This is a genomic window from Thalassobaculum fulvum (assembly GCF_014652915.1).
GTDB lineage: Bacteria > Pseudomonadota > Alphaproteobacteria > Thalassobaculales > Thalassobaculaceae > Thalassobaculum_A > Thalassobaculum_A fulvum.
Genome location: NZ_BMZS01000001.1, coordinates 343,778 through 359,281, shown reverse-complemented (window position 1 = coordinate 359,281; position 15,504 = coordinate 343,778). Strand labels below are relative to the sequence as shown.

The window sequence follows — 15,504 nt, the reverse complement described above, 5'->3', positions numbered from 1 at the left end:
CGAATCGGTGGTTTTGCTAAAATTTTAGAAACCGGGCCCTCCACGACACCGCGTAGCGCGCGACGCTTGGCAGGATCGCGCGCAGGCGCTACACGGACGCCACGTCGCCTCACCGGTCCGGATCCCCCGATGGACATCGACCGATACTTCGACTCCGAGTTCGCCGAGCACGCCGCCGTCACCGCCGCGACGCGGGAAGCGCTCGCCGAACCGTTCGCGCGCCTGGTCGCCCTGGTCGCCGGATCGGTCCGGGCCGGCGGCAAGATCCTGCTGTTCGGCAACGGCGGCAGCGCCGCCGACGCGCACAACATCGCCACCGAGTTCGCCGTGCGCTACCGGCTCGACCGCGACGCCATCCCGGCCCTCGGGCTGACCACCGACGGCGGCGTGATCACGGCGATCGGCAACGACCTCGGCTTCGAGCGGGTGTTCTCGCGGCAGGTCGAGGCGCTCGGCCGGGCCGGCGACGTGGCGATCGGGCTGTCGACCTCGGGCCGGTCGGCGAACGTCATCGAGGGGCTGCGGACGTGCCGCGCCATGGGGATCGCGACGGTCGGCTTGGGCGGCGGCACCGGCGGCCGGCTCGCCGAGGTGTGCGACCTGACGCTGATCGTCCCGTCGACCACCACCGCCCGGATCCAGGAGATGCACATCATGCTCGGCCAGATGCTGTGCGGTGCCGTCGAGGTCGAGCTCGGCCTCGTGCCCGCGCCGGCCGCGGAGGGGTCGTGACTGGGGACTCCGATCTCGCCGAGCTCATCGGCCGGCTCGCCGAGGTCCGCGTGCTGGCGGTCGGCGACCTGATGCTGGACCGCTTCGTGTACGGCGCGGTCGAGCGGATCTCGCCGGAGGCGCCGGTGCCGGTGCTGCGGATCGACCGCGAGCAGGCGATGCTCGGCGGCGTCGGCAACGTGGTGCGCAACCTGCGTGCCCAGGCCGCCTCGGTCTGCCTGGTCGCCCTGCTCGGCCGCGACGAGGCGGCGCGCGAGATCAAGGGCCTGCTGCGCGACGACTTCGAGATCGAGAGCCACCTGCTCGAGGAGGACGACCGGCCGACCACCATCAAGACCCGCTACATCGCCGGCGGCCAGCAGATGCTGCGGGCCGACCGCGAGCGGGTGCAGGCGGTCGGCGGGGCGCTCGAGGAGGAGATCATCGCCCGGGCCGAGGCCGACCTCGGCCTCGCCCAGGCGCTGGTGCTGTCGGACTACGGCAAGGGCGTGCTGACCGAGCGGGTCGTGCGGCGCTTGATCGCCGCCGCGCGGCCGCGCGCGGTACCGGTGATCATCGATCCCAAGGGCACCGACTACGGCCGGTATTCCGGCGCCACCCTGGTGACCCCGAACCGTCGCGAACTGACCGAGGCGACCGGCATGCCGGCCGGCACCGATGCCGAGGTGGTGGCGGCGGCGAGCGCGCTGATCGAGCGGACCGGCGTCGAGGCCGTGCTGGTGACCCGCAGCCAGGACGGCATGACCCTGCTGCGCCGCGGCTCGCTCGACACGCCGCTGCATCTGCCGGCCACGGCCCGCGAGGTCTACGACGTCTCCGGCGCCGGCGACACGGTGGTCGCGACGGTCTCGGCGGCGCTGGCCGCCGGCATCGACATCGAGAGCGCGGCGCGCCTGGCCAACGCCGCCGCCGGCATCGTGGTCGGCAAGGTCGGCACGGCGACCGCCAGCTCGACCGAGCTGACCGCCGTGTTCCGGGCCCGCGAACTGGAGACCGGCGAGGCCAAGTCGGTCACCCTGGAGGACGCGCTGAGCCACGTCGAGGCGTGGCGCAAGCAGGGCCTGTCGATCGGCTTCACCAACGGGGTGTTCGACCTGCTGCACCCCGGGCACATCGCGCTGCTGCGCGAGGCCAAGGCGCAGTGCGACCGGCTGATCGTGGCGATCAACAGCGACGCCTCGGTGCGCCGCCTCAAGGGCGACAGCCGGCCGATCCAGAACGACGCGTCGCGCGCCCTGGTCCTGGGGTCCCTGTCGGCGGTGGATCTGGTGGTGATCTTCCCGGAGGACACGCCCGAGCCGTTGCTCGAGGCGCTGAGGCCGGACGTCCTGGTGAAGGGCGGCGACTACTCGATCGATCGCGTGGTCGGCGCCGACATCGTCCGGGCGTATGGCGGCCGCGTCATGCTGGCAGAGTTCCGGGACGGCCACAGCACGACCAAGTCGATCGAGCGGGCCAACAAGGGCACGGCGTAGACCGCGCCGGAAGCGGGGGCCGCGGCAGGCCCGGCCGCGGGCGGCGCGCCGGGTGGGCTCGGCCCACCGGGGCGCGTCGCCGGCCGGTGCGGGGCGTCAGACGGCGACGTACTTCAGCGCGCCGTTCAGGGCCACGATCGCCAGGGTCGCGAAGCCCAGGCCGTAGATGATGGCGGTCTTGGTCAGGTCGGTGGTGTTCATTCTTGCCTCCGCGGGATGTGGGCGGCGGGGCATCCGTCGCCGTTCGCAGTTGCAATATGATCTTCAAGACAGGTCAGTTGTACTGACCTTGTTGGCAACGAATTGATGCCAGCATCGCATCAATACGCAATGTATACAATTAATCGTTTCGCCAAGACGGGTTCGCTGGCCTCAATCGATCACGACGACCTTCGCAGACGCAACATTAAAGCCGGGGATCGGTCAACGCCCGCAGCCGCTGCGCCGCCACCCGCGCCAGGCGGACGGTCACCGCCCGCCGCCGCGCTGCCGACAGCCTGCGCAGCGGCGCCGGCCGAAGGATCGCGGCCTCCCACGCGTCGGCGACGATGACGCCGCAGACATCGCCGTCCGGCAGCAGGTCGCGCGGGAACTCCGGGGCGACGGCGAAATAGAAGGCGTCGCAGAACTCCAGGTATTCCGGCCATTTCGCATCGGACCGGAAATCCGGCACCCCGGACTTGACCTCCACCAGCGCGATCTGGCCGTCGCCGGCGAGCGCCGCCACGTCGGCCCGCCGGCCGTTGGCCAGCGCGAACTCGGTCACCACCGCGCAACCCAGGTCCTCGAGCAGGCGGGCGGCGCCGCGGGTGACCTGCCGGGTGACGTCCGGAACCGAGCCGCCGGCCACCTCGCTGTCGGCCACCTCGCCGTCCGCCGGCCGGTCGGTCACGAGGTGTGCCCGATGGCGCCCCGCAGGTCGGCGTCGGTCAGGTTGGCGCCGCGCAGGTCGGCATCGGTCAGGTCGGCGTCCTGCAGGTTGGCGCCGGTCAGGTCGGCACCGCGCAGGTCGGCCTCGGTCAGGTCGGCGTGCTGCAGGTGGGAGTGCGACATGTCGACACCGCGCAGCTTGGCGCGGATCAGCCGGGCGTGCTCGAGATGCGCGCCCCAACGCTGGACGTTGGAGCCGATGATGTTGATCGGCGACAGCTGCGCCCCGAGCAGGTTGGCGCCGGTCAGGTTGGCGCGCCGCAGGGTGACGCCGCGCAGGTCGGAATAGCTGAGGTCGGCATCGCGCAGGTCGGCGAACGACATGTCGGCCATCAGCAGGTCCATGCGCGACAGGTCGCTGCCGACCAGCACGACGAACTCCATGTTGGCGGCCGACAGGTTGAGCCCGGAGAGCGACTGTCCGCTGGCGTCCCGCCGCGACAGGTCGGCCCGCTTGCCCTGGCGCCCGGAGGACCGGATCCAGACGTCGTGCGCGATCATCATGGTGCGCATTTCCTGGCTGAGCGCGTCGAGCACCTTCGGCAGGCGGGCGCCGGTCAGGTGCAGCGACTCCCGGTCCAGGTTCGAGAACGCCGCACCGGCGAGATCCGCGTCGGTCAGCGTGGTGCCGGAGAACACCGCGTTGTACAGGACCGCCCCGTGCAGGATCGCGCCGGTCAGATTGGCCTCGGTGAGATCGGCGCCCTCCAGGTTCGAGCCGGTCAGGTTGGCGTGGCTGAGGTCGGCGCGGTAGAGCCGGACGTTGCGCAGCACCGCGTCGGTCAGGTCGGTCTGCACCACGAAGGCGTTCGACATCTTGGCGTTCGACATGTCGGCCCGCAGCGCCGTGGCGGTCGCGACATCGGAGGCGGTGGTCTCGAAGCCGGTCGCCACCAGGTTGCCGCGCTCGTCCGGCTTCAGCAGCACCCCGTCGCGCAGGTCGGCCTCGACCATCTTGACGTCCGACAGGTTGGCGCCGCGCAGGCTGGCACCGCGCAGGTCGACGCGGCTGAGGTCGGCCGAGCGGAAATCGGCGTGCCGCAGGTCGCAGGCGAACAGGTTCGCGGCCACCAGCACGGCCTCGCGCAGGTCGGCGTGGGCCAGCCTGGCGCCCGAGAAGTCGGCGCCGGTCAGGTCCTGGCCCTTGAAGTCGAGATAGCCGAGATCGCAGCCGGCGAAGCTGGCCCGCGCGCCGCCGGTGCGCCCGCGCTGGAACAGCAGGTGCCGCTGGCTCATGTCGTCGACCTCGCGCTGCGTCAGCTTGCGCAGGCGGATCGCGGTGGGCCGGTCGTCGCGCGGGAACTCGTGACCGGCCGCGTGGTCGGCGATCGCCCGGGAGATCCCCTGGTTGGCCGCAGTCGTTCCCGGAGACTTGGCGTCCTCGCGCCGATCGGTCATGACCTGTACCGTTCATCCTCTCCCGCCCGACGGCAAACCCTTCTACCGTCGGCAGGTTCCATTATCCTACCGCGGAGTCTTGCCGCCGCGAACACCGGAGAAGATGCCCGTGGCCTGGGATCCCGCGCAGTACCTGAAGTTCGCCGACCACCGGCTGCGGCCGGCCCTCGACCTGCTGGCCCGGGTCGACGCCGATTCGCCGGCCCGCGTCGTCGACCTCGGCTGCGGCGCCGGCAACGTGACGGCGGTTCTGGCGCGACGCTGGCCGAACGCCGCGGTCGCCGGCATCGACCCGTCCGCCAGCATGCTGGAACGGGCCCGCGGCGAGCACCCGGAACTGGCCTTCGAGACCGCCGACGCGGCCCGCTGGACCGCCAGCCTGCCGGTCGACGTGCTGTACTCGAACGCCGCGCTGCACTGGCTCGGCGACCACGACGCCCTGTTCCCCCGGCTGTTCGACCAGGTCGCGCCCGGCGGCTGGCTGGCGGTCCAGATGCCGCGCAACTTCACCGCCCCGTCGCACACCTCGGTGGCCGACGCCGCCCGCGACGGGCCGTGGGCCGACCGGATCCTGCCGATGCTGGCGCCGCCGCCGGTCGATCCGCCGGCCGAGTACGTCCGCCGGCTGGCCCCGAAGGCCGCCGCGCTGGACGTCTGGGAGACCGAGTACCTGCAGATCCTGGAGGGCGACAACCCGGTCGCCGAATGGACCAAGGGGACCTGGCTGCGGCCGTTCCTCGACGCCCTCGACGAGCCGCACCGCTCGGGCTTCGAGGCCGCCTACCGGGCGCGGGTGGCGGCCGCCTATCCGCCCGGCCCCGACGGCCGGACGCTGTTCCCGTTCCGCCGGCTGTTCCTGGTGGCGCGGCGCGCCTGACACCGCCGACCGGCCTACAGCCAGTCGTTGGTCTGAGGGAAGTGGAACGCGACGAAGCGGTAGGTGGCACGCACCGCATCGCGGATCTCGTCGTGCCGGCGCGTCAGCCCGATGTTCCAGACCGGAATGATCTCGTCCCACGTCACCAGCCGCTGGTGCAGCTCGTCGCGCAGCTCGCGCACGTACTTCACCATCGAGTCGTAGCTCTTCAGGATCGCCACGATCTCGCTGGTCTGGGCGTCGACCTGGTCGAACAGGCCGGTGAAGCTGTCGACCGCCGGCCGGATCAGGATCCGGGCCCGGCGGACCTCCTCGTAGAAGTGCTTGTCGTCGCGGTAGAGCCGCTCGACCTGGGCCAGCTTCTCGACGATGCCGCCGGCGATGTTGTAGCGGTCGCGCAGCGCCTCGATGTAGCTCAGCTCGCGCGCGAAGCGGTCGATCATGTCGAGCACCTCGTCGCGGCGGTCGCCGCCCAGCCCGAGGGTCTCGGCGATCTTGGACACGCCGTCGCGGACCCGGTCCTGCATGCCGGCGTCGACCGACATCTTGCGCAGCTCGCGCAGATCCACCACCACCGACTCGTGGCCGACCAGCCAGGTTGCGACCTGGACCATCAGGCGGTTCTTCGCGATCTCGCGATGGTGGTCCTGGACCCGCCAGCTGGCGGTGCCGTCCAGCAGCTCGGACGGGATCGAGTCGCCGGGTCGGATGTCCTTCACGAAGCGCAGGCCCTGGGCGATCTGCACCAGCAGCCGGCCGTCCGAGGAATCCGGCTTGATGCCGAACTCGGACGCCACGTCGTCGATCGGAATGACCGCATCCAGGTCCCCCAGCCGCACGTGCAGCACCGGCGAGCGCTCCCGGCCGGATGCCTCGAACCTGGCATCGGGCAGCTGGAACACGCGGTGCTGGAACACGAAGTGCGTACTGGGATCGGGCCTCGAACGATCGTCTGGCAACGCGGCAGGCATCGGTTCCTCTGGAGTCGTCGCGAGCGACGCGGCAAGAATGTCCGGAATCGATTAACAAGGTCCTAACGATACGACCCGGCTCCGGGAAGAAGTAACTGCCCGCATAGGCGCTTAACGCAAATTTAATCGATCCCGGTCACGATCCCGCCACCCTGCATAGGCAACGGGTGGGGAGCCCCAAATGGCACACGTGCCCATGAAGCTGTTCTCGGTCGAGCGTCGCGCCCAGCGCGCCGGCACGCCGTTCTCCGCGCCGGCGCCGGCAGCACCGGCCGTGGCTCCCGCGAGCGGCGAGGTCCTGGAGGAGCTGCGCGCCCTGCGCGCCGAGATGGCGGAGATGCGTGACGCCATCGCCCAGATGTCCCAGCCGCCGGCGATCGTCGACACCGTCGACGAGGACGCCATGAAACGCGACGTCCGCGTCGAGATCGCGCTGATGGTCCGCAGCATCGGCCGCGCCAAGGCCGAGATCGCAGCGATCAAGAACCCGAACGCCGAAACCGACCAGATGGAGACCGCCTCGCACCAGCTGGAGGCGATCACCGCGACCACCGAGCGCTCGACCAACGACATCATGGCGGCGGTCGACGACATCGAGCAGACCCTGAAGAAGATCACCGCGCTGACGGTCGACGACGGCGAGGTCTCGCCGCTGATCGACCACGCGTCGGAGCGGCTGATCGAGATCATCGAGGCGTGCTCGTTCCACGACCTGACCGGCCAGCGCGTCACCCAGGTCGTCAAGACCCTGCGGTTCATCGAGAGCCGGATCCTGGCGATGATCGACATCTGGGGGCTGGAGGCGTTCCGCGACCTGCCGCTGCCCACCGACAGCGAGGACGAGGTCCAGCACGAGGAGCACGAGCTGCTGAACGGCCCGGCCCTCGGCGGCCAGGGGCTCAGCCAGGAAGACATCGACGCGCTGTTCGACTGACCGCCGGCTGCGGCCGCAGGATCAGCGCAGGGTGAGGCGGTCGACCGGCGCGTAGTCGTCGGTGAGCACCACCGCGTTCGCGACCCCGGGCAGGGCTCCGACCGCCGTCCAGGTCCGCCGGTCGCCGCCCGGCTCGGTCACCGGCGCCGGGTCGATCGGTGCGGGCGACGCCAGCACGATGTACGGCGCCCGCCCGCGCGGACGCATCGGGCCCGACCCGGAGTTCCAGACGACGACGTGCGGGAACACCTCCCCGAGGGTCCGGACCAGGGCCGCCAGGAACTGCGGATCCCGGGCCCAGTCGTAGGCGTTGATCGCGTACACCCCGTCCGGCTCCAGCCGGTCGCGCACCAGGCGATGGAACTCGGCCGTGACCAGATGCGCCGGCATGGTGTGGCCGGAGAAGGCGTCCGAGAACACCAGGTCGTAGCGGGCCGGGTCGCGGCGCAGCACCGCGCGGGCGTCGTCGTCGCGGATCCGGATCCGCTCGCTCGGCCGCAGGAAGCCGATGTCGCGGGCGAACACGGTGACAGCCGGGTCGATCTCGGCGACTGTCGCCTGCACGGCCGGCCAGCGCCCGACCCAGCGCATCGGCAGCGAGTAGCCGCCGCCGCCGATGAAGAACGCGCTCCAGGCGCTGTCCGGGGCGTGCGTGTGCCGGGCCCAGGCGTCCAGGAAGGCGTGCGCCTCGATCGCCAGCCGGCCGGAGCCGTCGCGCGGCTCGACGCTCTGGATCCAGCCGTCCATGAACATGCCGCGGCTCGGGAACCCGGCCCAGGCGGCGGTGTCGACCTCGTCCAGGCAGTAGTACCGGCTCTCGACCCGGCAGTAGGGCGCGGCCAGCAGCGGCAGGCCGGAGCCGGCCAGGACCGCGGCCACCACCAGGACTCCGGCGACCGGCCGCCGCAGCCCCCGGAGATAGAGCGCCGCGGTCAGTGCCTCGGCCACCGCCACGACGACCAGCGAGCCGATCGAGCCGACCCATTGCAGCAGGACGAAGCCGGCCAGCGCGGTGCCGAGGATGGCGCCGCCGGCCCCGAGCGCGAACATCCGGCCGATCACCGCGCCGGTCCGCGCCGGCGCCTCGGCCACGGCCGCCGCGGTCAGCACCGGCGTCACCGCCCCGGCCAGCAGGCTCGGCAGCGCGAAGCACACCCCGGCGACGGCGACGGTCGCCGGCATCCAGCCGAGTCCGGCCGCCTCGGCTGCCGCGTATGCCGGTTCGACCAGCACGACCGGCGTGACGCTGAGCGCCGCGGTGGCGGCCAGCATCTGGAACAGCCGGCGCGGCAGCTCCGGGCGCTCGCGGTCGGCGACCATGCCGCCGATCCAGTGCCCGACGCTCAACCCCGCCAGGACGGTGGCGATCACCGCCGTCCAGCTGAACACCGTCATGCCGACCAGGGGTGCCAGCATGCGCACCGCCACGATCTCCACGACCATCGCCCCGGCGGAGACGATCACCATCGCTGTGGCATGCCGCATGGCCCGGTACCGGTCGCTGGTTCCATTGAATAACAGGGAATTCCGATTACATTTTAGATATCGCTTTCACGCTGAGAGAACCAGGGATGACAGAGCAATCTCTGCCCGCCCGGGAACCTTGCTGCCCGGAGCTACCGACCGACCGGCGCAAGGCCCTGCTGAAGCTCGGGCTGGCGGCCGGGGCCGCGTACTTCGCACCGACCGTGCTGACGATCGACCGCAGCGCCCGTGCCCAGGGTCCGTCATGCGCCAAGAACCCCAAGAAGTGCTGAATCCCCGGACCGCACGGTTGCACGCGGCGCTGTCCCGATTGCAATAGACCGGATTCGGAGTACATTTTAGCCATTGCTTGTACTTCGAGGTCAGCTGCGATGACAGACCTGCCCCGGCCCGCGGAGAACGGCGGGCTTCCGGAGGTATCCGCCGATCGGCGCGCCGCCATGCTGCGACTGGGGCTGGCGGTCGGTGTCGCCTATTTCGCGCCCACAGTGCTGGCGATCGACCGCAGCGCCCGCGCGCAGGGTCCGTCCTGCGCCAAGAACCCGAAGAATTGCTGAGCGCCGCCGTCGAGAAGGTCGATACCGCCGCGCCGATCACGCTGCGCGCGCCGGTTCCGCCGGAGGTCTTGTGCTCGCTCGCCCTGGCCGCACCGGGCTGGCCGCAGCGCATCGGCGTCGCCGGAATCGAGGTCCGGGCCGACCGCGACGGCTACCGCGTCGCCGGTCCCGGGATCGACACCCGGGCCGACGACCCCTGGGAGGCCGCGAACTGGGTGCTGGCCGCCGCCATCGGGCAGGCCGCCGAGGCGACACCGGGCCGCTTCGTCCTGAACGCCGGCGCCGCCCTGATCGCCGATCGCGCCGTGGCGTTCGCCGGCGAGAGCCATGCCGGCAAGAGTTCGCTCGCCCTGCACCTGGCCGCAATCGGCGTGCCGATGCTGGGTGACGACCGGCTGATCGTCGACACCGCCGCCGTGCCGCCGTCGATCACGGCGCTCGGCCTGGCCCGCAAGGTGCGGGTGCCGCTGCCGACCGACTTCGCGCCGGCCGCCCGGCGGCTGGCTTGGGCGACCCGCGTCGGCCACGGCGGCGGCGCCGACGTCCTGGCCTGGGACCCGGCGGTCGACCGGCCCGCCGGCAGGGCCGCGCCGATCGCCGGCATCCTGCTGCTGCACCGCGACCCGGCGGTACACGACGCCCGCTTCGACGACCCCGGACCGGCGGAGGCGGTGGCGACGCTGCTGTCCCTGTGCGGCCGTCACGCCGGCGGCGCCGCCGAGCTGCTGGACGCGGTCGCCGCCCTGGTCCGCCGCGTGCCGGTCCAACGGCTGAGCGCCCCGGACTCGGCGACCGCCGCCTCCGCCCTGCTCGCGGCCCGCCGGCGATGACCCGCTACCGCCGGCATCCCGACGCGGTTGTCACCGAGCTCGAGGGCGAGGCCTTCCTGGTGCGGCGCGACCGTGACGCGATCCTGCGGCTGAACCCGACCGCGGCCGCGCTGTGGCGGGCGCTCGCCGAGCCGACGGCGCGCGACGACCTGGTGGCGCTGTTCGCCGCCGCGTTCCCGGATGTCGCCCCGGAGCGGCTGGCGGCCGACATCGACGGCGCGCTCGACGCGCTCGGCGCCGACGGCATGGTGGTGCCGGCGGATGACCGATGACGCCACCGGGCGTTTCGCCGGCTACTGGCGCCGGGCGCTCGGCCTGGACGCCGACCCGCCCCCCGGGGCCGCAGCCGAGGCGGTCGCCCGGCTGACCCCGGTGTTCGGCCCGGGCCTCGCCCGCTGGCCGGTCGCCGACCTGGTTCCCCCGGATCCGTCGGAGGCCGCGGACGCCGCGTTCCGGCGCCTGCAGCTGGCCCGCCAGGTCGAGACCCTCGCAGCCCTGCGGGCCGCCGGGATCGAGGTCCTTGCGATCAAGGGCCATGAGGCGGCCCGGCTGTACGACCCGCCGTCGCTGCGCATTCTCGGCGATCTCGACCTGCTGGTCCGGCCCGCCGACGCGCCGGCCGCGGCGGGCGCGCTCGCGCGGCTCGGCTTCACGGTCGAACCCAGCCCGCAGGGCGTGCTCGGGGTGACCTCCGACGTCAGCTTCCACCCGCTGGTGTCGCGCGACGGGCTGGTCTCGGTCGACCTGCACACCGCCCTCGACGCGTTCCCGCTGTCGGCGGCGCTGCCGGTGGCGGACGTGTTCGCCCAGGCCCGTTTCGAAGCCGGCTTCGGGGCCGGCGGCGAGCCGCGCCTCGCCCCGCACCATGCCGCCCTCGCCGCACTGTCGAACGCCGCCAAGGAACGGTTCGCGCCATACGCCTGGCGCCACCTCGTCGACCTCGGCCGGCTGGCCCTGCGCGAGCGGATCGACTGGCGGGCGGTCGATCGCGTCGTCGCCGCCGCCGGCCTGGGGCCGGCGCGGGCGACCGCCCTCGGCGCGCTTCGCCTGCTCGGGCTGCCGGCGGAGCGGCTGCCGATGGATCTGGTTCGGTCGGCCGGCGCCCGGCCGCTGGCCCGCGAGCTCGGCGAGCTTCGGGTCGTCCGGCCGGGCCGGCTGGCCAAGGCGGTGCGGGAGATCCGGTGGTGCTATGCGCCGGCGACGATGCTGCGGCTCTGGCGTTTCCGGGTCGCCGGCCTGCTCCGGCCGCGCAGCGGCCTGCCGCCGGGAACGGTGCCGGGGGAGGAATGACGGCGATCTCGGGAAAGCGGAGCGGGGTCGGGAAAGTGGAGCGGGCGACCGGAATCGAACCGGCATAAACAGCTTGGAAGGCTGTTGTTCTACCATTGAACTACGCCCGCAACGGCGCCGCACAATACCCAAGGCGACCGGGGAACGCCACTGCCGAAATCCGCCCGGAAGTGCTGCCGGACGGCGTGGTCGCGACCGCCGGCGGTCCGTGCTACCAGGAAGGCCCAGGCAGCGACCGTGCCAGACCTGCGACCGTGCCAGACCTGCGACCGTGAGCGAACCGACGGCACCACCCGAAGGGACCGGCGCTCCCCGGCCGATCCACCCGGACATCGACTGGCAGGCCCAGCTGCTCGCCGACAAGGTGCTGCGCCGGGTCATGAGCCTGGCCGACGCCGCCGCGGAGCTGTCGGCCTGGCAGGCCGAGGCCCTGGCCGGCCACGACGACTGGCGGGCGGTCGAGCCGCGCGCGCTGATCGTCACCCACATGATGAACAAGCTGCTGGCCCGCGGCTATTGAGACCCAGCGTCGCATTGCGAACGCCCGGCCGAGCCGGCATGAATAGGGTCTCGACCGAGAGATCCCGTTTCGATCCGAAGGACAACCCGATGACCGCTTCCCGACACGCCAGCCTCGTCCTCGCCGCTTTCGCGACCGCCCTGCTGGCGGCCGGCGCCGCCCATGCCGACGGCAACCCGGCCGACGGCAAGAAGGTGTTCCGCAAGTGCGCCGCCTGCCACACCGTGCAGGCCGGCAAGAACCGGGTCGGACCGAGCCTGGCCGGCATCGTCGACCGCAAGGCCGGCACCGTCGACGGCTTCAAGTACTCCGATGCGATGCTGGCGTTCGGGGCCGACGGCGGCGTGTGGGACGAGAAGACCCTGGACGCCTACCTGGCCGATCCGCGCGGCTTCATCAAGGGCAACAAGATGGCGTTCCCCGGCCTCAAGAAGGAGGACGAGCGGGAGGACGTGATCGCCTACCTGAAGACCGCCACCGAGTGACGCCGGGCCTTGCGCGGACGGTGGTCGGCGCGGTAGCCGTCCACCGACGCTTCCGACGGAGGACCGCATGGACCCGCGCACGGCCACCGAGGCCCTGATCCGCCGCTACTACGACGCCTTCAACGCCGGCGACGTCGACGCCATGGCGGCGTGCCTGTCGCCCGACGTGGCGCACGACGTCAACCAGGGCGGCCGGCGGGTCGGGATCGACCGGTTCCGGGAGTTCTGCGCCCACATGGCCCGGTGCTACCGGGAGCGGCTCGACGCCATGACGGTCATGGCCTCGGCGGACGGCCAGCGGGCCGCCGCCGAGTTCACCGTCAGCGGCGAATACCTGGCGACCGACGCCGGGCTTCCGCCGGCGGCAGGTCAGACCTACCGGCTGCCGGCCGGCGCCTTCTTCGAGGTCCGCGACGGACGGATCGCCCGGGTCACCACCTACTACAATCTCGCGGACTGGACGGCCCAGGTCGCGGCCAAGGCCGGGGGCGGCGGCGGGTGAGCGTGCGGCTGGAGACGGTCCCACCGGGTCCGGACCTCGACCGGCTGCTCGGCCCGCTCGCCGATCTCCGCATCGAGGTGTTCCGGGACTGGCCGTACCTGTACGACGGCGACCGCGACTACGAGGCCTGGTACCTGTCCCGGTTCGCCGCCGCCGCCGGCGCCGTGCTGGTCGCCGCGTTCGACGGCGACGCGCTGGTCGGCGCCTCGACCGGCCTGCCGCTGGCGACCGAGCACGCCGACTTCACCGCCCCGCTGGCAGCCGCCGGATACGCCGTCGACCGGCTGTACTACGGGGCCGAGACGATCCTGCGCCGCCGCTATCGCGGCCAGGGTCTGTACCGCCGGTTCTTCGAGCGCCGGGAGGGCCACGCGATCGCCCTCGGAGAGTTCGAGGCGCTGGTGTTCTGCGGCGTGGTGCGGCCGGACGACCACCCGGCAAGGCCGGCCGACGCGACCGCGCTCGACCCGGTCTGGCGGCGCTTCGGCTACGACCGCCTTGACGGCGTGGTCGCGGCATTCCCCTGGAGGGACATCGGCGACGACCGGGAGACCGCCAAGCCGATGCAGTTCTGGATCAAGCGGCTCGCGCACCCTTGAGGTAGTTCGCCACCTCGGTGCGCAGGGTCGCCGACTGCGCGGCCAGATCGGCGGCCGCCTCGGCGACCTCGCGGGCCGCCTTGTCGGTGTCGGACGCCGCCTCGCGGACCATGCCGGTGCTGCGCGCCACCTCCTGGGTGCCGATCGACGCCTCCTGCACGTTGCGCGAGATCTCGGTGGTGGTCGAGGCCTGCTGGTCGACGGCGGCAGCCACCGCCGACGACCGCTCGCTGACGTCGGCGATCGCCGTGACGATCTGGCCGATCGCGGTCACCGCCTCGGCGGTCGCCTCGCGGATCCGCTCGACCTGCTCCTGGATGCGCTGGGTCGCCTGGCCGGTCTGGTTGGCCAGGCTCTTGACCTCGCCGGCGACCACCGCGAACCCCTTGCCGGCCTCGCCGGCCCGCGCGGCCTCGATGGTGGCGTTCAGGGCCAGCAGGTTGGTCTGCTCGGCGATGTCCTGGATCAGGGTCACCACGCTGCCGATCTCCCCGGCCGCCTCGTTCAGCGCCTGCACCAGGTCGTTGGCAGCCTCGGCCTTGGCGTTGGCCTCGGTGGTGGTGCGGCCGGCCTCGGCGACCTGCCGGGTGATCTCCTGGATCGACGCCGACAGCTCCTCGGCGGCCGAGGCGACGGTCTGGACGTTGGCCGAGGCCTCCTCGGTGGCGGCGGCGACCGCGGTGGTCTGGTCCGTGGTGGTGTCCGCGAGCTCGGTCAGATGGCCCGCCGTGCCGCGCATCTGCGCCGCCGCCGACGCCACGGTGTTGACGACCCCGGCGACCCGCTGCTCGAACTGATCGGTCAGGCTCGAGAAGTGCGAGACCTTGGCGGCCATGGCATCGGTCGCGGCGTTGATCCGCCCGGCGCTGAAGGCGAAATGCCCGCCCAGCCCCTCGGGCCGGATCTGGCGGTAGTAGACCCCGTGCGAGACCGCCTCCATGGCCGCCCCGGCCTCACGCACGAAGGCATCGGTGACGTCGATCAGGTGGTTGACCTGCAGCAGCATTCCGGTCGGAGCGCCGGCGGCTTCCACGCCGATCAGCCGGCGCTCGAAGTCGCCGGCCGCGACCGCCGCGCAGACCTCTTCGGTCCGCCCGATCCAGGCCTCGGTCGCCGTGATCAGGCGATACGCCGCCAACGCGGTGAGGGCCGCCAGACCGCCCGCGACACTGACCGCCGCCGACAGCACGGCGGTATCGACCGGCACCGGAAGCCAGGGAAGCGCCGCGGCGACCAGGGACGCAGCGCCCGCCGCCAGGACACAGGGCACCGCCTTAGAGCGAAAGGACGAACTGGTCATAGCTGACTCCCTTGCTCTGCAGCAGGCCGACGAGATGGTCGAATGCGTTGGTCATGCCGTCCTTCCGGTTGTCCGGCTTGTCCTCGATCGCCTTGAGGTCGGCATACAGGCGCTCGACCGCGGCGACCGCCGCCGGGTTCGGAAGCCGGCGATTGGAGTGGTAGCCGATGATCCTGCCGTCGCGATCCAGGCTCGGCGTCACATGCGCCAGCACCCAGTAGTGGTCGCCGTTGCGCGCCATGTTCTTCACGTAGGCGAAGATCTCGCCCTTGGCCTCGATGGTGTCCCACAGCAGCTTGAACACGCAGCGCGGCATGTCCGGGTGGCGGATAATGCTGTGCGGCTGGCCCAGCAACTCGGCTTCCGAGAACCCGGCGATCCGGCGGAACACGTCGTTGCAGTAGGTGATGCGCCCCTTGAGGTCGGTCTTGCTGACGATGATCTCGTCGCGCCCGAACGTCCGTTCCCGGCCCGTGGGCTGCACGTTGTACTTGGTCACTCGGCCTCTCCCGTCGCGGCGCCCGAAGCCGCCGGTCCACGTTCAGTATCCGGATTTTAAGTACAAATGCTTACCAGATCGTCAATTCCGGGCACCGGCCCGCGGGCCGGCGGGGGCGGC

At 72.0% G+C, this 15,504-nt stretch carries 19 protein-coding genes and 1 tRNA gene; 13 read left to right on the top strand and 7 right to left on the bottom strand.

Annotated features, from left to right (window positions below):
- Positions 1-129: 129 nt before the first annotated feature.
- Entirely contained in the window at positions 130-732 is a 603-nt protein-coding gene (locus tag IE246_RS01705) for an SIS domain-containing protein (protein ID WP_189987178.1), read from the top strand.
- Positions 729-2,207, top strand: a complete 1,479-nt coding sequence (rfaE1, locus tag IE246_RS01700) for a D-glycero-beta-D-manno-heptose-7-phosphate kinase (RefSeq protein ID WP_189987177.1) — start codon at positions 729-731, stop codon at positions 2,205-2,207. The genes IE246_RS01705 and rfaE1 overlap by 4 nt, the downstream gene beginning before the upstream one ends.
- A gap of 406 nt (positions 2,208-2,613) precedes the next feature.
- Here the strand turns inward: rfaE1 and IE246_RS01695 are convergent, their stop codons facing one another.
- Complete coding sequence (locus IE246_RS01695) at positions 2,614-3,099, bottom strand: MmcB family DNA repair protein (RefSeq protein ID WP_308434472.1); 486 nt, start codon at positions 3,097-3,099, stop codon at positions 2,614-2,616.
- The gene (locus tag IE246_RS01690; protein WP_189987176.1) at positions 3,096-4,535 is read right to left on the bottom strand and encodes a pentapeptide repeat-containing protein; all 1,440 of its coding nucleotides are present in this window, start codon (positions 4,533-4,535) and stop codon (positions 3,096-3,098) included. The genes IE246_RS01695 and IE246_RS01690 overlap by 4 nt, the downstream gene beginning before the upstream one ends.
- Before the next feature lie 103 nt (positions 4,536-4,638).
- Between IE246_RS01690 and IE246_RS01685 the strand changes: the two genes are divergently transcribed.
- A complete protein-coding gene (locus IE246_RS01685) occupies positions 4,639-5,412 on the top strand; it encodes a methyltransferase domain-containing protein (protein WP_373297839.1) in 774 nt (257 codons plus the stop codon).
- A 14-nt stretch (positions 5,413-5,426) separates the two neighbouring features.
- Here IE246_RS01685 and IE246_RS01680 read toward each other — a convergent pair whose 3' ends face one another.
- Positions 5,427-6,329: a hypothetical protein gene (locus tag IE246_RS01680; RefSeq protein WP_189987174.1), complete on the bottom strand. Its 903-nt coding sequence runs from the start codon at positions 6,327-6,329 to the stop codon at positions 5,427-5,429.
- Between the two features lie 235 nt (positions 6,330-6,564).
- On the opposite strand from IE246_RS01680, the gene IE246_RS01675 reads away from it, so the two are divergent.
- Positions 6,565-7,317, top strand: a complete 753-nt coding sequence (locus IE246_RS01675) for a protein phosphatase CheZ (RefSeq protein WP_189987173.1) — start codon at positions 6,565-6,567, stop codon at positions 7,315-7,317.
- A 21-nt stretch (positions 7,318-7,338) separates the two neighbouring features.
- On the opposite strand, the gene IE246_RS01670 is transcribed toward IE246_RS01675, so the two are convergent.
- Entirely contained in the window at positions 7,339-8,802 is a 1,464-nt protein-coding gene (locus IE246_RS01670) for a fused MFS/spermidine synthase (protein ID WP_189987172.1), read from the bottom strand.
- Positions 8,803-8,888: 86 nt separating this feature from the next.
- Here IE246_RS01670 and IE246_RS01665 point away from each other — a divergent pair, with 86 nt between their 5' ends.
- The 5 genes from IE246_RS01665 (at position 8,889) to IE246_RS01645 (ending at position 11,479) form a co-directional block, all read left to right on the top strand.
- Positions 8,889-9,074 carry a hypothetical protein gene (locus tag IE246_RS01665; RefSeq protein ID WP_189987171.1) on the top strand — a complete coding sequence of 62 codons (186 nt, stop codon included), beginning with the start codon at positions 8,889-8,891 and terminating at the stop codon, positions 9,072-9,074.
- 99 nt (positions 9,075-9,173) lie between these two features.
- Complete coding sequence (locus IE246_RS01660) at positions 9,174-9,359, top strand: hypothetical protein (RefSeq protein WP_189987170.1); 186 nt, start codon at positions 9,174-9,176, stop codon at positions 9,357-9,359.
- Complete coding sequence (locus tag IE246_RS01655; protein WP_189987169.1) at positions 9,353-10,189, top strand: hypothetical protein; 837 nt, start codon at positions 9,353-9,355, stop codon at positions 10,187-10,189. Before IE246_RS01660 ends, IE246_RS01655 begins: the two co-directional genes overlap by 7 nt.
- Positions 10,186-10,461 (top strand): PqqD family protein, encoded by a 276-nt coding sequence (locus IE246_RS01650; protein ID WP_189987168.1) that lies wholly within the window; start codon positions 10,186-10,188, stop codon positions 10,459-10,461. Before IE246_RS01655 ends, IE246_RS01650 begins: the two co-directional genes overlap by 4 nt.
- Entirely contained in the window at positions 10,451-11,479 is a 1,029-nt protein-coding gene (locus tag IE246_RS01645) for a nucleotidyltransferase family protein (protein WP_189987167.1), read from the top strand. The genes IE246_RS01650 and IE246_RS01645 overlap by 11 nt, the downstream gene beginning before the upstream one ends.
- A gap of 36 nt (positions 11,480-11,515) precedes the next feature.
- Here IE246_RS01645 and IE246_RS01640 read toward each other — a convergent pair.
- A tRNA-Gly gene (locus IE246_RS01640) sits at positions 11,516-11,589 on the bottom strand.
- 161 nt (positions 11,590-11,750) lie between these two features.
- Between IE246_RS01640 and IE246_RS01635 the strand changes: the two genes are divergently transcribed.
- From IE246_RS01635 to IE246_RS01620, 4 genes are all read left to right on the top strand, one after another.
- Positions 11,751-11,999, top strand: coding sequence for a hypothetical protein (locus IE246_RS01635; RefSeq protein ID WP_189987166.1), 249 nt, complete (start codon positions 11,751-11,753; stop codon positions 11,997-11,999).
- Positions 12,000-12,088: 89 nt separating this feature from the next.
- Positions 12,089-12,484, top strand: coding sequence for a c-type cytochrome (locus IE246_RS01630; protein ID WP_189987165.1), 396 nt, complete (start codon positions 12,089-12,091; stop codon positions 12,482-12,484).
- A gap of 67 nt (positions 12,485-12,551) precedes the next feature.
- On the top strand, positions 12,552-12,986 hold the full coding sequence (locus IE246_RS01625; protein WP_189987164.1) for a ketosteroid isomerase-related protein: 435 nt from the start codon (positions 12,552-12,554) through the stop codon (positions 12,984-12,986).
- Positions 12,983-13,585 (top strand): GNAT family N-acetyltransferase, encoded by a 603-nt coding sequence (locus IE246_RS01620; RefSeq protein ID WP_189987163.1) that lies wholly within the window; start codon positions 12,983-12,985, stop codon positions 13,583-13,585. The genes IE246_RS01625 and IE246_RS01620 overlap by 4 nt, the downstream gene beginning before the upstream one ends.
- Here IE246_RS01620 and IE246_RS01615 read toward each other — a convergent pair.
- Complete coding sequence (locus IE246_RS01615; RefSeq protein WP_189987162.1) at positions 13,563-14,885, bottom strand: methyl-accepting chemotaxis protein; 1,323 nt, start codon at positions 14,883-14,885, stop codon at positions 13,563-13,565. The two genes, IE246_RS01620 and IE246_RS01615, sit on opposite strands and share 23 nt — an antisense overlap.
- On the bottom strand, positions 14,860-15,384 hold the full coding sequence (locus IE246_RS01610) for a PAS domain-containing protein (protein WP_189987161.1): 525 nt from the start codon (positions 15,382-15,384) through the stop codon (positions 14,860-14,862). Before IE246_RS01610 ends, IE246_RS01615 begins: the two co-directional genes overlap by 26 nt.
- Between the last annotated feature and the right edge of the window lie 120 nt (positions 15,385-15,504).

Excerpts from the sequence above, each read along its gene's own strand:
- IE246_RS01625 (WP_189987164.1), top strand. The coding sequence starts at position 12,552 with ATGGACCCGCGCACGGCCACCGAGGCCCTGATCCGCCGCTACTACGAC.
- IE246_RS01670 (WP_189987172.1), bottom strand. The coding sequence starts at position 8,802 with ATGCGGCATGCCACAGCGATGGTGATCGTCTCCGCCGGGGCGATGGTC.
- IE246_RS01645 (WP_189987167.1), top strand. The coding sequence starts at position 10,451 with ATGACCGATGACGCCACCGGGCGTTTCGCCGGCTACTGGCGCCGGGCG.
- IE246_RS01685 (WP_373297839.1), top strand. The coding sequence starts at position 4,639 with ATGCCCGTGGCCTGGGATCCCGCGCAGTACCTGAAGTTCGCCGACCAC.
- IE246_RS01615 (WP_189987162.1), bottom strand. The coding sequence starts at position 14,885 with ATGACCAGTTCGTCCTTTCGCTCTAAGGCGGTGCCCTGTGTCCTGGCG.
- IE246_RS01630 (WP_189987165.1), top strand. The coding sequence starts at position 12,089 with ATGACCGCTTCCCGACACGCCAGCCTCGTCCTCGCCGCTTTCGCGACC.
- IE246_RS01690 (WP_189987176.1), bottom strand. The coding sequence starts at position 4,535 with ATGACCGATCGGCGCGAGGACGCCAAGTCTCCGGGAACGACTGCGGCC.
- IE246_RS01660 (WP_189987170.1), top strand. The coding sequence starts at position 9,174 with ATGACAGACCTGCCCCGGCCCGCGGAGAACGGCGGGCTTCCGGAGGTA.
- IE246_RS01650 (WP_189987168.1), top strand. The coding sequence starts at position 10,186 with ATGACCCGCTACCGCCGGCATCCCGACGCGGTTGTCACCGAGCTCGAG.
- IE246_RS01705 (WP_189987178.1), top strand. The coding sequence starts at position 130 with ATGGACATCGACCGATACTTCGACTCCGAGTTCGCCGAGCACGCCGCC.
- IE246_RS01675 (WP_189987173.1), top strand. The coding sequence starts at position 6,565 with ATGGCACACGTGCCCATGAAGCTGTTCTCGGTCGAGCGTCGCGCCCAG.
- IE246_RS01665 (WP_189987171.1), top strand. The coding sequence starts at position 8,889 with ATGACAGAGCAATCTCTGCCCGCCCGGGAACCTTGCTGCCCGGAGCTA.